Genomic DNA, 14,998 nt, shown 5'->3' with positions numbered 1-14,998 from the left:
ATTAAAATGTATCTATGGTTAAGCGTCTACCCGGGCCATGACTTGATCCGAGAGCGATTGAATTTTGGCCTTCGCATCGGCGAGAGATTCGCCGCGCACGGCAAAGTACACTTTGATCTTCGGCTCGGTGCCCGAAGGTCTCAGGCAGAACCAAGAACCGTCTTCAAGCAAATACTTTAACACGTTTTCCTTCGGCAATCCGTCCAAGCCCTCCGCATAGTCAAGGACCTGCTTAACCGTTTGGCCCCCGACCTTCTGGGGCGGATTGTCGCGCCAATCGGACATCTTGGCTTGAATCTGGGCAACGCCATCCTTGCCTTTGAGCGTCCGGGATTCCAGCGTCTCGAGGAAATAACCGAACTGCTCGTAAAGCTCCTGCAGCACATCGTACAGCGTCTTGCCTTGTCCTTTATAGTAGGCGGCGGCTTCGCATATCAGCATCGAGGCCAGCACGGCATCCTTATCGCGCGCATAGTTGCCTGCCAAATAGCCGTAACTCTCCTCATAGCCGAACAGATACGTATGGCTGCCGGACTCCTCGAACTGGGTCATTTTCTCGCCAATGTACTTGAAGCCCGTCAATGTATTCAACACGGCGGCACCATAATGCTCCGCAATCGCCGCTCCCATCTCGCTCGTAACGATGGTCTTGATGACGGCACCGTTATGAGGAAGCTTGCCCGCCTCCTTCAATTGACCCAGCAAATAGTGGATCATTATCGCGCCCGATTGATTGCCTGTCAGCACGACGTATTCGCCCTGAGCGTTCTTCACGACGGCCCCCATGCGATCAGCGTCCGGATCCGTCCCGATCAAAATGTCGGCTCCCACTTCCTCGCCAAGCTTCATCGCAAGCGTGAACGCTTCCCGTTCCTCCGGATTCGGAGATTTCACGGTGGAGAAATTGCCGTCCGGCTGGGCTTGTTCAGGAACGACATGGATATGCTTAAAGCCGATGTTCCGAAGCACCCGCTCGACCGGGGCTTGCCCAGTTCCATGCAGCGGCGTGAATACGATTTTGAAATCCTCGCCCAGCTTGGACGCGATAAGCTCCCGATTCACGCTGATATCAGTCACCGTATCCACAAAAGCCTGATCTTCCGCTTCGCCCAGCCAAACCAGCAGACCCTGAGCCTCGGCATCCGCCTGCGACAGCCTTTTCACGGCGGAGAAAGAATCCACCTCCTGAATCCGGGCAATCACATTCTCCGCTTCGTCCGGCACTAACTGGCCGCCTTCACGGTTGTACACCTTATAGCCGTTATATTCCGGCGGATTATGGCTTGCCGTGATGACAATTCCGCCAGTAGCGCCCAGGTGGCGCACGCTGAATGACAGTTGCGGCGTAGAACGCAAGGAGGGGTACAGCTTGGCTACAATCCCGTTGCCAGCCAGAACCAAAGCAGCCTCCAACGCAAACTCCGGCGAGAAATGCCGGGAATCATGGGCGATGACAACGGAAGGCTTGCCTTCCGCATCGCCGTGAGCCTCCAGAATATACTGTGCAAAGCCTTGCGTTGCGCGACCTACCGTATATTTATTCATCCGGTTGCTGCCTGCACCGATGACGCCGCGCAGACCGCCCGTTCCAAATTCCAGATCACGATAAAACCGCTCCTCCAGCTCTTTGGCATCGTGCTCGAGTGAACGCAGCTCCTGTTTCGTCTCCTCATCTACATAAGGATCATTCAACCAACGCTGTACCGTATCGATTGTTCTCTGACTCATCTCTGACATGAAAAAAAGTCTCCCTTCCTCATCCAAACAAGAATAGTCTGAAAATTACTCCTTATCCGCGAGAGCAAACATAATTTCTCCCTCGGCCACTACGCGTCCATCCACCGTTGCGGTCGCTTTCCCTTTGCCGATCATGCCCTTCAGGCGAATGATCTCGACTTCCAAGCGCAGCGTGTCTCCCGGTACCACTTGTCCACGGAAACGGAAACCGTCAATGCCCGCCAAAAAGCCGAGCTTGCCCCGATTGCTCTCTACGTTGAGAATCGCCACAGCGCCGACTTGCGCCAAAGCTTCTACAATCAGGACTCCCGGCATAACGGCATATTCAGGGAAATGCCCGACAAAAAACGGTTCGTTGATCGTCACGTTCTTGATGCCTACCGCCCGTTTGCCATCCTCGATCTCCACGATCTTATCGACGAGCAAAAACGGGGGACGATGCGGAATAATCTCTTGGATCTGTTTGATGTTCAACATAGTATTAAATCCTCCTTATGTACGTACCCGCCAAGCATAGCGTTTGAAAAGGGGAGTTCGTTCCAGTTGCGCCGCTATGCCGCTTTCTCAAGCAGCGGAAGGTATTGCTGATGGTTGTATCAGTGCTTCATCTTCGAGGTTCTTTAACGAATTTCGGATCATTTGCATAAAAAGAAGGAGTTGCGGAAAAAATGATGGATATCCTTCACCGCTGCAGAAGTGAAGGTTTCAGATAAGGGGCTTTCTCCTTCGGACATTCCGTGTACGAGGAGAGGGCCCTTTTACAAGTTTTTTTGGGGTCCCCGCAAAGTATTTGGAATAAGCATCGCAGCATAGGCTCCACTTTGTGGGGTTATTTTATATACATCCGTCCATTGTCATGAAATGACAAAGTTAATACGCAAGTCCCATCCCATTATACCGTTTAACCCTAAAAAAAGAAAACTCCCTTGCAGGGAGTTCGGCATCTTATCAACGATGTTGTATGTCACCCCGACCTTCGTCACGGTGCGAAAATCAAATCAAAAACATGCTTCCATGTGCCCCATTCAAACACTTCACTAAGCTCCTGATCCCCCAGGACAACATATCCGAAGACCATGCCCCCGAATAATGCCAGTACGAGCAATACAGGAATCATGATACGGACGGCGATTTTCCATCCGGATGTCTTGGAGCGTTTTTTGGCGTTTGATTCACTCATGATGCCCACCTACCCTCGCATTGTGTTGGCAAGGTTCATCATGGTATCGCTGGAACTAAGCGCGCGTGCCGTCAGCTGGTAGGCCCGCTGAACTTCCATCATCTTGGTCAATTCATCGGTCAGGTTCACGTTGGATTGCTCCACAAATCCGGACAGCACCTTGGATTTAGGAGGCTCACCCGGAGCAGGCGGCGTCGTATCGAATACGTCGCCTTCCGCTAAACCATTCCCTAAGACGAACAGGTTATCCCCTACAGCGACCAGTCCCTCCGGACGCTCAAGCTCAACCAGCTTCAAGGTGGCATAAGGAGCCGTACGGCCACCCGTTGGGGTCTCCACGATAATCTGACCTCTCTCATTGATGGCAACTTTCCCTTTGGCCGGAAGAGAAATCGGATTATCGTTCACGTCAAGCACAGGATAGCCTTGTGAATTGACCAGCAGCAGGTTGTTCGGATTACGGGCGTCCGGGGATACATGGAACCCGCCTTCGCGGGTATATCCGATCGCGCCGTCTCCCTGAACCGCAAACATGGCTTGCCCGTCAATCATCAGATCGAGCGGGTTGCCGGTTTCCTTCATGGCGCCCTGCTCCATGTTTGGCACAACGGAAGATAATCTCATGCCGTACCCGAGTGTATAGCCAAGCGGCGTCGCACGGCCCGTTCGGTCGAAATCCTTGTGATGGCCCTGAACCTGTGTCAGCACATCCTCAAAGGATGCCTCCTTTTTCTTATAACCAGCCGTGTTGACGTTTGCCATATTGTCCGCAATGACATCCAATCGCTGCTGGAGGGCATTCATCGACACCATGGCGCTTATCATCGAGTTGTTCATTACTTACCTCCCGTGGGCTCCCATTATTTCGGCAGCAATGTGCTGCCTACCTGCTTACAGACGTTAGCTTAGACGCGGCCAATCTCATTGACCGCCTTCTCCAGCGTTCTGTCGTAATATTGAACGATTTTCTGATTCGTTTCATACGCGCGCAGCGCAGCGGTCAATTCCACCATCGACTGCGTTGGATCCACGTTGGACCCTTCGATGAATCCCTGTCGGACCACTCCGTTATCGGCCGGCGTCATAAAACGCACTTCACCGTCCGGATCAGCCATGCGGAACACGCCATGCCCTTCTCGAATCAGTCCATGAGGCTGGCTCACGATGCTGACGCCGAGAATGATGCCCGTCCCTCTGCCAGCGGCGTCCATGATTTCTCCTTGCTCATTCACTGTAAAGTCACTCGCCGGACCTGTCAATACAATCGGTCTGTTATTGTTATCCAGAACCTGATAGCCGCTCTCGCTCAACAGGTTGCCTTCGGGGCTGACCCGGAAGCTGCCGTTGCGGGTGTACCGGACATCTCCGTTCTCGTTCTGAACCGTGAAAAATCCTTCCGGCCGGTAAATCACCTCGCCGTTCTCATCCACGTATCTGCCCGAAGCATCAAACGGATAAGCCTGGCCCGTTGCCGGATTCTGTACCGTAAATGAGGATACCAGCGCAAAGTCCGTTGTCTTGTTCGTTTCCCGGAGCGCGCCTTCGGTATAGAGCGAAATGCTCTCCTCGGCGTATACGCCCGTGTTGAACTTACCCAGCTTCCGTCCCGCATTCGACGACTCGTTGCCGCCGATCATCGAGACCAGCACTTCAGGGAACGAGCGCTGTACGCTGTTCGTTGCCTTATAACCTGTCGTGTTAACGTTGGCGATGTTCTGCGTCACCGTATTATGTCGCTGCTCCTGGGTCATCATCCCTGAAGCGGCTGTATATAGACCTCTTAACAATGAAGGCACTTCCCTTCCATTAACGAATCATAAGAACCTTAGTCGATAAAGGCTACGGTTCATCTCCATATTCAACTTGTCCTATCATCTATATCGGAAGGTTAGAACTTTTTCTTAACGACCTTGTCCAAATTATCCAGCATAATTCCCGTTCCCTTAACCACACAGTGCATCGGATCTTCAGCGACAAGCACCGGCACCCGAAGCTCGTCCGTCAACAGCTCGTCCAATCCATGAAGCAGCGCGCCGCCGCCCGTTAGAATAACGCCGCGATCGATGATGTCCGCCGACAGCTCAGGCGGAGTACGCTCCAATACGGATTTGGCCGCGAGCACGATCGATGACACGGGATCCCACAGAGCTTCCTGCACTTCCTCTGACGACACCGTTACGGTAAACGGCAATCCCGATACCATATCGCGTCCGCGAATGTCCATCTCAGCTTGCCTGCCGCCCGGGCGAACCGTTCCGATCGCCATCTTCAAATCTTCTGCCGTCCGTTCCCCGATCAGCAATTTATATTTATGCTTCACGTACTTCGTGATCGCCTCGTCGAACTTGTCCCCTGCCATTTTAATCGAAGAAGCGGTGACCACATCGCCCATGGACAGGACGGCCACATCCGTGGTGCCGCCCCCGATGTCCACAACCATGTTACCGCTCGGTTGGAAAATATCCATTCCTGCGCCGATTGCCGCCGCCTTCGGTTCTTCTTCCAGGAACACATCCCTTGCGCCGCTGCGCTCAGCCGCTTCCCGGATCGCTTTCTGCTCCACCGAAGTAATGTTCGTCGGTGCACAGATCAGGATTCGGGGCCGGCTGTGCCAACTGCGCGCGCCCACGCGATCAATAAAGTACTTCAGCATCGCTTCCGTAATTTCGAAGTCGGCGATGACCCCGTCCCTCAGCGGGCGGATCGCCGTAATGTTGCCGGGAGTACGCCCGACCATGCGCCGTGCTTCCTCACCGACGGCAAGGACTCGTTTGGTGTCGGTCTCAATAGTGACAACGGAAGGTTCGTCTAACACTACCCCCTTCCCCTTTACGTGAATGAGCACGTTCGCCGTTCCGAGATCGATTCCAATATCCTTGCTCAACATCATGAAAAGCCCCCAAAGTGTTATTTTATGGTAAAAGAGTCTGTTCGCTGTACCGTACCACCCTTCGACATAATCTAGCAATCGATGATGATCTTCGGCAAAACAGGTCCCATATTTCGATCCTATACCAGCTTTTAACATATCATACTTTAGGGGAGGGATTCAACGCCAATCTAGCGACCAAAGCCCTAAAAAATCAGGATTTTGCCGTGGCCACCGGTTCACGGTTGCTGCCGGTTTTTTTGTACTTGATCTTGGTAGCTTCTCCGCCTCTCAGATGGCGGATGGATTTGTGGTATTCGAGAATGTGCTTTACCTGATCCGCCAGGTCCGGGTTGATCTCCGGCAGACGTTCGGTTAAGTCCTTATGCACCGTGCTCTTCGACACGCCAAATTCTTTGGCTATAGTTCGAACCGTATGCCTCGTTTCCACGATACAGCGTCCGATCTTAATGGTCCGCTCTTTGATGTAATCGTGCACGCTCCCGCCTCCCTACTGTGTGGATAGTTTGGTACATTATATGAGGGGCCTGACGGGATATTCGCGGTTTCAAGTGCTGACAAGCTTACTTGGACCCATTTATTTTCTGGACATGCCGATCGCGGACAAGCAGAACAACTCCATAAAACAAGGCGCAGCAAGGGTTGGACTTGCCATCCGAACCCGCAGCAAAAAAAAGACAGGATCCCAAGATCCTGCCTCTTCAAGTGCGCGGTGGGCGCATATGACGAAGAAATGAAATTATTTTTGCGGAAGCACGCTCACAGGGTTGACCAGTTTCCCGCCCTCATACACTTCAAAGTGCACGTGGTTGCCGAGATCCTTCTCAAGCTCGCTGCGTCCGGCCGTCGCGATGGAATCGCCCTGCTTCACTTCAGCGCCTTCCTTCACTTTCACTTCGTTCAAGCTTTGGTACACGGTTTTCGTATCGCCGGAGGTAATCTCCACGACGTTGCCATTGACCGGATGATTCTCGACCCGGGTCACTTTACCCGTAAGCGCGGCTCTAACTTCGAACATCGTGTCATCGGCGGCAGCCAAGTCGATTCCCAGATTCGGCGTGAAGGTGTCGTTATATTGCACCATTGCCTCTTGATGGGTCTCCGGATTCGTCTCGTCAAAGTAAGGTTTGACGATGCTCACCGCCACGTCGTCCGCTACCGGCCAGATCATCGCTTGCGCATTAGCCGTCACTTCTACAGCCTCTCCGTCATTGCCTTCGGTTGCAGCAGGCTTCTCCGAGCCTTGAACCGATTCCGATACGGTTGTTGCTTCCTCTTGTGGGTTCAGCGTCTTTTGGCTGGCGTCCTGGTAGACCCACACGAGGGTTAGTATAATTGCCGCTGCTGCTAAGTATGCTGCCGGGAACACCCACCGTTTGGATAATGCTTTCTTCCACGAAGATGACGTTACCGCCGAATCTCCTTGCACAGTTTTAGGAGTTTCTTCGTGGGGTTTACTATTTTTGTTCTGTTCATTCATTTGCAATCACCTCAGTAACCATTGTTACCGGGGTCAACTCTTTTATACGTTATCTCACTATTATTTTTTTGAGAGGTTGTTCCAAAAGTCGTCTTTTGATCACGGAGTGAATCAAGGGGCAACTAAAGAGAGAAGATTTGAAGTTTTGTCAAAAGAAATATTCGTATAATAGTGCTCCAGGATCGCTTTCGCTTCATATCCCTCGCGGGCCATGCCCTCTGCTCCGTACTGGCTCATGCCGACTCCGTGGCCGTTGCCGTAGGTCGTAATCTCAATCTCTCCGTCTTTCATATGAAGGGTGAATTGGCTGGACCGGAGCCCCAGCTTCTCTCTCACCTCGCGACCGGTGAACTTTTTGCCGCCGACCCGTACGCTCTCAATGCGATGGCCTTGCGTATACGAGAGCACTTTCAAAAAAGAAGAACCCCCTTCCCCGCCTGCCGATACCGGTACGGCTCCATCCGCCAGTCCAAGCTTCCCGATAAACTCCGACCTTGGCATCGTGACCGTTGTCTTGTATTTGGGCGAAATCTTTTTATCCCATGGACTCTCCACGCTGCGCAGGTAGGGAATCTCGTTCTTCCAATAATCCTCTGAATTTTCGGTATACCCGTTGCTGGTGGAGAAAAAAGAAGCCGTAATCGGCTTACCTTCATACGTCATCACCACACCCGCCGTTTCCTTAACGGCCTGCCGCAGCTTCGCCAGCTCGGCTTCCTTCCCCAGCCGACGCCATTCCTTCGTCAGCTCGTCTTGGGCAATATAAGCCTGGTGACTGACCGTGTCGGTCACCAGGGCCTTGCCGTCCGGCACGCCGCTGCGGTCGCCGGACGCCAGCCGCTGCACGATATAGGTTCGTGCCGCGATGGCCTGGGCCTTGAGCGCCTCCAGCTGGAACTCCGCCGGCATCTCGGCGGCCAGGACGCCGACGAGGTATTGTTCCAGCGGCAGCTCCTCCACGGTATCCGTCTTGGTTACATAGACGGATACCGTGGGCTCTTCCGCCGCCTGCGGCTCGGCGGAAGGCAGCGGGGCCGGCCCGGGCGGCAGCGGCTCTGGTGCGTTGTTGCCGGGGGCAACCACCAGCAGAGGCAGCGCCAGCGCCAAGGCCAGCAGCCCGGCCACCGCCCAGACGGCGGGGTGCACCCGCACCCGCCGCTTCCCGGCGGCCGGGCGCCGCGCGGCAAAGCCGCGGCGCCCCCAGCGCGCAGGCCGCACACGGAACGTGCGGCCGCCGCGCGGCACGCGGCCCGGCGCCGCTTGCGCGAAGCGCTGCGGCTCGGCCGCGGAGTGCGGGCCCTGCGGCATGGCCGCCGGCCCGCCGGGGTCTGGCCCGGCGCCATACGCAGGCGCGCCGGCAGGGCGTTCGGGCGGCGGCGTCTGTGCCGCCCGCGGGCCATGGCCGGACTCGCCGAAGGCGTCCGGCCTGCTCCTCGGGCCGCGGTGCCCGCGCGGCCCTTCCTCCATATCCTCTGTATCCGGTATCGAACGACGGCTTTGTTCTTCTGTCAGCCCGCCTTTCTTCTCAAGCCCCTCAGGAAATTTCCACTTCAACACGGGAGCCGCCGATCCTTCGGACGGCACCTGATACGACTCAGCACTTCCTTCTTTCCGAACGTCTTTTGAATCGACCGCTCGTTTGTTCCCTGCGGTGCTCACATTCACACGAACCTTCGAATCTTTCATTGCGTTTCCCTCCTGTGCCTTTTCCCCTGGTATAGGCTCTCGTTCATGCTCCATCACGCTCTACTTATACTTATGAGATACGGGCATTTGATAGAACTATTCTAAGAGACGGGAAAAGTATATGGATGAAGAAACGCTGCGGCTGACTACAAGCAAGCTAGCAAAGAGTCTCCTATTCATCCGGAATCCCAACATAAGAGGAGGAGGAGTACCTGCAATGATGATGGCATACCCAAAAAAAGAAGAGGCCTTGCCTCCATCGGCAAAGCCCCTTCTATGACTTATTGCATCTATTCTGAATGAACAGATCCAGCCTCCCGGTTATACCCAGGTTGGCTGCACTTTAAAATGTTTGGCGTCCTCTGCTTCAGTTGCCGCTTTCTTCGAAACCTTCTCCGTGCTCGGTTCCTCCGTCGAAATACGCCAGATATCCGCGCCAAGTCCGGACAGCTTCTCCGCCAAATGAACATAACCGCGATCAATATGCTGAACGCCGCCAACTTCGGTAGTCCCCTCAGAGACAAGACCGGCTAAAATCAAGGCGGCCCCTGCACGCAGATCCGTTGCCGTTACTTTGGCTCCTTTCAGCTTCGCGCCGCCGGTCACGATGGCGGAACGTCCCTCCACCTTGATCTCCGCATTCATCAATTGGAATTCGTCCACGTGCATAAAGCGGTTCTCAAATACGGTTTCGGTTACGACACTTGTACCTTCCGACACCAGCAAGAGCGCCATCATCTGCGATTGCATGTCGGTTGGGAATCCAGGGTAAGGCAAGGTTTTCACATCCACCGACTTTAACGGCTTGTCAGCGATGACGCGAATCCCGTTCTCGTCCGGCTCGACGGTGATCCCCATCTCCTCCATCTTGGAGATGACAGGGCCGAGATGATCGGCAATGGCTCCTTCCACGTATACGTCCCCGCCGGTAATCGCAGCGGCAGCCATAAAGGTGCCTGCTTCGATCCGGTCAGGAATCACGTTATGCTTCACGCCATGCATCTTCTCAACGCCTTCGATGCGGATCACGCCCGTGCCCGCACCGCGAACTTTGGCTCCCATCGCATTCAGGTAATTCGCTAAATCGACAATTTCCGGCTCTTTCGCCGCATTTTCGATAACCGTTGTCCCTTCAGCCAATGTGGCAGCCATCATAATATTTTCAGTAGCACCTACGCTCGCAACGTCCAAATAGACCTTTGCCCCGCGCAATCTGCCATTGCTCTTAGCTTCAATATATCCTTGTCCGAGGCTGATTTCCGCCCCGAGAGCTTCAAATCCTTTTAGATGCTGATCGATGGGTCTTGTGCCGATAGCACATCCCCCGGGAAGCGAAATCCGGGTTCGTCCACAACGTGCCAATAAAGGTCCCATGACCAGAAAAGACGCCCGCATCTTCCGCACCCATTCATAAGGCGCTTCACATGTCGTTATGTGCTCTGCATTCACACGTATCACTTCATCCTGATATGTAATGCCCGCACCAAGCGACTCCAATACTTTGCTGATTGTAATTACATCGTCAAGAGGAGGCGCGTCAATAATAACACTTTCCCCAACTTCCCCTAGTAGAGAGGCAGCGATGATCGGAAGAACTGAATTTTTTGCTCCGCTGACTTTGACGCTTCCGGTCAGTCTTTTGCCACCGCGGACGATAAATTTGCTCATCATGGTTTCCCTCCGCGTCCATAATTTTCCTGATTGCGTGTGTTAGTAATTAGGTGTTGCTAATTCCCTAACTTTCATCTTAACATTAGTGTTTTCCGCTAAACAAGCGATTTTTGAACTATTTATGACATCTGATACGGTGTCTACATCAGGAATTGAACAATCCATGATGCCACCTTATGAAGCATCTGTTATCCGCAGTATGGACCTACGAAAGGTACCATGACCGACCAGCACTTGTCAATGCGCAACAATTACCGGGTGAACATTATAGTCCGGAAGTCATAGCGTCCGCCCGATCAGTTTCTTGATTTAAGTGTTAACATAATAAAATGCGTTTATTCGACATCTTCTTCTGAAGCAACCTAACAGAGATATAACCATTCATACCGCAATTAAAACAGACACGTAAAAAGATTGCCGAACACATAACCATCCTACAACTCATGTCTTTAAAACAAGCTGCTCCAACACGTTATGTACCACGCCCGTCTTTCGCGTTTAAAACATATATCGGATCATTTGACTCCATGTAATATAGTCAATTAGGAATTCAGCAACGAATCGTCCAAGCACCACCGCCAGCAGCAAATGCAGCAGCTTTCCCTGCGGCCCTTTCGGATGACGGACAACCAAATCCAGCTTTACTTGTTGTAATGCCCACCAAGCCAGTGCGATACAGACCAGTGAAACAACAATCGATATCAATCCGCTAACACCGACGGCACCGATTGAATTGGATACATCCTGATTCATACTCCCTCCTCCTTCGTGAATTTGTCAGCCCCATTCAGGACCGACTCTTCTATAATACTTGGCTGGAGCCTAAGAATCCAGCACTTTCTATACGACATTTCCTCGGAAATAATAAAATTTATCGACATTGCCCAAAAACGATCAGGAACGCGCCATTAGCCGAAGTCCAAAATGCTGTTCTTATCGCAATCATGAACCAATGAAGCACCAGGAATGGATATAGTTTCATTCCCCATGCTCCTATTTATACTTATTATATTACAAAAAATTACCGGTCCCTAACTTAGCGGCCGGTAAAGCTTCCAGCATGGTTAATTCTTGGAATGACCTTTCTCTCTTAGACGCTATATGTTGTGCTGCGACTCTATAAAAGCAAGGCTTAGATACTTGGGATATCCAACATTTCATAGAATCGCAGGCTCCAAGAGCCTCATATGACACTGTTAGAGAGCTGCTTTAGCAAATTCATCCTACTCTTCTGACCCTTTAAACGATGAAAAAATTAACTATAATCGACGCGATTCCTAGAAAACAGCCGGCGGTTTCCCCGCTTATCGAAATTTTCCTTGCGATTCAGAGCAACAGGATTCAGCTTCTCTGAAATCCTATCCATGCTGTAAACAAAAAACAGCTTGGCTGCAAGATTGCAGCCAAGCTGTATTGTTAGTTCCGCGTCACTTTAATCCGGTTCATCGCTCTTTGCAGAGCCAATTCCGCGCGACGATGGTCAACTTCATCTTGTCTTCCCTTCGCATGCAGGCGAGTCTCTGCTCTTTCCTTCGCGGCTTCCGCACGCTCCAGATCGATTTCTCCCGCTCTCTCTGCGCTTTCCGCCAGGATGACAATCTTATCTTTGCGGACTTCGACGAAACCGCCCTGTACCGCAAACGGGGTTCTCTCGTTGCCGATCTTCACAAAGACTGGCGCTATTTGAAGCGGCGTAACGAAGGAAATATGACCAGGCAAAATGCCCAGCTCTCCCTCGACCCCACGCACCGTAACACTGTTCACCTGCTCCGAGTAAACCAAGCGGTCCGGCGTTACGATTTCCAACAAAATGGTGCTCACTTCCATCCCTCCTCACCGTTTTCCGCAGAAAACTCGCGCAGCAGACCTCACAGTCCCACTGAGAGCACTGTTTCGGTCTGCCGATCACGGAGCGTCAGCTTACAATGTTTTTGCTTTTTCAACTGCCTCTTCAATCGTACCTACGAACAGGAAAGCGGCTTCCGGAAGGTGGTCGTGCTTGCCTTCCAGGATCTCTTTAAAGCTGCGTACGGTTTCTTTAACCGGCACATATTTACCAGGAATGCCGTTAAACTGCTCGGCAACGTGGAAAGCCTGGGAAAGGAAACGCTGAACACGACGAGCACGTCCAACGATCGCTTTATCTTCCTCGCTCAGCTCATCCATACCGAGGATTGCAATGATATCTTGAAGCTCGTTGTAGCGAGCCAAAATTTTCTTAACGCCTTGAGCTACATTGTAATGCTCTTCACCAACGATTTCCGGAGCCAAGATACGTGAGCTGGATGCCAGCGGATCTACCGCAGGATAGATACCCATCTCGGAAATTTTACGCTCCAGGTTCGTCGTTGCATCCAAGTGAGCAAACGTCGTAGCAGGAGCCGGATCCGTATAGTCATCCGCCGGTACATAGATCGCCTGGATGGATGTTACAGAACCTTTTTTCGTGGAGGTGATCCGCTCTTGCAAGCGTCCCATTTCGGATGCCAGCGTTGGCTGGTAACCTACCGCGGAAGGCATACGTCCCAGGAGGGCGGATACTTCGGAACCCGCTTGAGTAAAGCGGAAGATGTTGTCGATAAAGAGAAGCACGTCTTTACCTTCTTGGTCACGGAAATATTCCGCCATCGTCAAGCCGGTCAACGCTACGCGAAGACGGGCACCCGGAGGCTCGTTCATCTGACCGAATACCATCGCGGTTTTGTTGATAACGCCGGAATCGCTCATCTCGTGGTAAAGGTCATTACCTTCACGAGTACGCTCACCTACGCCGGCGAATACGGAAATACCGCCGTGTTCTTGAGCAATGTTGTTGATCAATTCCTGGATCGCAACGGTTTTACCTACGCCGGCACCGCCAAAGAGACCGATTTTACCGCCTTTTTGGTATGGAGCTAGCAAGTCGATAACTTTAATCCCCGTTTCAAGCATTTCTGCTTGCGTGGAGAGTTCATCGTATGCAGGAGCTTCACGGTGGATCGGGTTATTAACTTCGGACACTACGGCACCTGCATTATCGATCGGCTCACCCAATACGTTAAATACGCGTCCGAGTGTAGCGGAACCTACAGGAACCGTGATCGGTCTGCCCAAATCCACAGCTTCGATACCGCGAACGAGACCGTCCGTGGATGACATCGCGATACAACGAACCAGGTTATCACCCAAATGATTGGATACTTCCAAAGTCAAATCAACCGAGCGGCCGCCTTCCAACGTAGCTTCAATCTTGACAGCATTAAAAATCTCGGGAAGATGACCGCGCTCAAATTCAATGTCAACTACAGCACCTGTAATGCTGACAACGCGTCCTTTTTTCATTGATTCGTTTTCCCTCCTACCCGTTCACCTCTGGCGGTGAACGATGATCGTAAAAGCGGCTGTTCATCACATCGCCGCATATCCGTTAAATACTAAGTTAAGAATTCAAACGTGCATTATTGCTGAGCGTTGGCTCCGCCCACAATCTCGGAAATTTCCTGCGTGATGGCAGCCTGACGAGCACGGTTGTAAGTCAGGTTCAACTCGTTGATCAACTTGCTCGCATTCTTCGTTGCTGCTCCCATCGCGGTCATCTTCGCTCCAAGCTCACTTGCCTTCGCATTGAGCATTGCGCTGAAAATCAGCGTTTCCGCGTATTTCGGAAGCAGAACCTCCAGCACGCCTTCCGGAGACGGCTCATACTCATAACCAGTCAGGTTCTCCCCGCCGCCAATGTTCTCCATCGGCAGAAGCTTTGAGATTTCCTGAAGCTGAGTCAAGGCATTCACGAATTGGTTATAACACAGGTATAACTCATCGATCTGACCCAGCTCGTATTGGTGAACCGCCGCGTTAGCGATGGTCTTAATATCCGCATAGGTCGGACTGTCGGATAAATCGGTGAGCTCCTCAACAACCGGAAGTCCACGACGGCGGAAATAATCCCGTCCTTTACGTCCGATCACAAACAGGCAATACTCATCCTTGGACTGATGGCGTTCTGCGATAAAATTCGATACTTTACGCAAAATATTGGAGTTCGAAGCACCCGCAAGACCACGGTCTGAAGTGATCACCAGATAACCGGTTTTCTTCACTTCGCGCTTCTCCAGCATCGGATGGCTGATTCCCTTGGTTCCAGCAGCGATGCTGCCTACCACTTCTTTCAGCTTCTCGGAGTATGGAAGCGCGGAGGTCGCCTTCTCTTGAGCTCTTCTCAGCTTGGCAGCAGCAACCATTTCCATCGCCTTGGTGATCTGCCTTGTGTTCTGAACACTCTTGATCTGCCGCTTAATATCACGTAATCCTCTTGCCATGTTTTCACCACCTTAAAACTTTGGCGGAGCCAAAGTTACTTCGTAAGCATCAGCCT

At 52.4% G+C, this 14,998-nt stretch carries 14 protein-coding genes; all 14 read right to left on the bottom strand.

The features are described from left to right. Positions 1–18: 18 nt before the first annotated feature. On the bottom strand, positions 19–1,737 hold the full coding sequence (locus tag JNUCC32_RS27305) for a phospho-sugar mutase (protein ID WP_192570394.1): 1,719 nt from the start codon (positions 1,735–1,737) through the stop codon (positions 19–21). Between the two features lie 45 nt (positions 1,738–1,782). Then, entirely contained in the window at positions 1,783–2,214 is a 432-nt protein-coding gene (gene fabZ / locus JNUCC32_RS27300) for a 3-hydroxyacyl-ACP dehydratase FabZ (protein WP_007133270.1), read from the bottom strand. Between the two features lie 502 nt (positions 2,215–2,716). Continuing rightward, positions 2,717–2,917 (bottom strand): DNA-directed RNA polymerase subunit beta, encoded by a 201-nt coding sequence (locus JNUCC32_RS27295; protein ID WP_009594210.1) that lies wholly within the window; start codon positions 2,915–2,917, stop codon positions 2,717–2,719. Between the two features lie 9 nt (positions 2,918–2,926). Beyond that, positions 2,927–3,754, bottom strand: a complete 828-nt coding sequence (locus tag JNUCC32_RS27290) for a flagellar hook-basal body protein (RefSeq protein WP_015737739.1) — start codon at positions 3,752–3,754, stop codon at positions 2,927–2,929. A 68-nt stretch (positions 3,755–3,822) separates the two neighbouring features. After that, positions 3,823–4,704, bottom strand: a complete 882-nt coding sequence (locus tag JNUCC32_RS27285; protein WP_036660349.1) for a flagellar hook-basal body protein — start codon at positions 4,702–4,704, stop codon at positions 3,823–3,825. A gap of 101 nt (positions 4,705–4,805) precedes the next feature. Then, positions 4,806–5,804 carry a rod shape-determining protein gene (locus JNUCC32_RS27280; RefSeq protein WP_036660372.1) on the bottom strand — a complete coding sequence of 333 codons (999 nt, stop codon included), beginning with the start codon at positions 5,802–5,804 and terminating at the stop codon, positions 4,806–4,808. A 196-nt stretch (positions 5,805–6,000) separates the two neighbouring features. Then, on the bottom strand, positions 6,001–6,285 hold the full coding sequence (spoIIID, locus tag JNUCC32_RS27275; RefSeq protein ID WP_009594246.1) for a sporulation transcriptional regulator SpoIIID: 285 nt from the start codon (positions 6,283–6,285) through the stop codon (positions 6,001–6,003). Positions 6,286–6,546: 261 nt separating this feature from the next. Beyond that, positions 6,547–7,287: a M23 family metallopeptidase gene (locus tag JNUCC32_RS27270; protein ID WP_015737742.1), complete on the bottom strand. Its 741-nt coding sequence runs from the start codon at positions 7,285–7,287 to the stop codon at positions 6,547–6,549. Positions 7,288–7,398: 111 nt separating this feature from the next. Beyond that, entirely contained in the window at positions 7,399–8,973 is a 1,575-nt protein-coding gene (gene spoIID, locus JNUCC32_RS31650) for a stage II sporulation protein D (protein WP_228468834.1), read from the bottom strand. Between the two features lie 321 nt (positions 8,974–9,294). Next, positions 9,295–10,641: a UDP-N-acetylglucosamine 1-carboxyvinyltransferase gene (gene murA / locus JNUCC32_RS27260; RefSeq protein ID WP_176502510.1), complete on the bottom strand. Its 1,347-nt coding sequence runs from the start codon at positions 10,639–10,641 to the stop codon at positions 9,295–9,297. Positions 10,642–11,142: 501 nt separating this feature from the next. Next, positions 11,143–11,397: a DUF1146 family protein gene (locus tag JNUCC32_RS27255; RefSeq protein WP_192570393.1), complete on the bottom strand. Its 255-nt coding sequence runs from the start codon at positions 11,395–11,397 to the stop codon at positions 11,143–11,145. Positions 11,398–12,060: 663 nt separating this feature from the next. Beyond that, complete coding sequence (locus tag JNUCC32_RS27250) at positions 12,061–12,465, bottom strand: F0F1 ATP synthase subunit epsilon (protein ID WP_015737745.1); 405 nt, start codon at positions 12,463–12,465, stop codon at positions 12,061–12,063. A gap of 99 nt (positions 12,466–12,564) precedes the next feature. Next, entirely contained in the window at positions 12,565–13,965 is a 1,401-nt protein-coding gene (gene atpD / locus JNUCC32_RS27245; protein WP_009590553.1) for a F0F1 ATP synthase subunit beta, read from the bottom strand. Positions 13,966–14,081: 116 nt separating this feature from the next. Further along, a complete protein-coding gene (gene atpG, locus JNUCC32_RS27240) occupies positions 14,082–14,942 on the bottom strand; it encodes an ATP synthase F1 subunit gamma (RefSeq protein WP_009590544.1) in 861 nt (286 codons plus the stop codon). Between the last annotated feature and the right edge of the window lie 56 nt (positions 14,943–14,998).

This window comes from Paenibacillus sp. JNUCC32, from assembly GCF_014863545.1.
Lineage (GTDB): Bacteria > Bacillota > Bacilli > Paenibacillales > Paenibacillaceae > Paenibacillus_AQ > Paenibacillus_AQ lautus_A.
The sequence above is the reverse complement of the archived record's forward strand: the minus strand, read 5'-3'. Positions and strand labels throughout refer to the sequence as shown.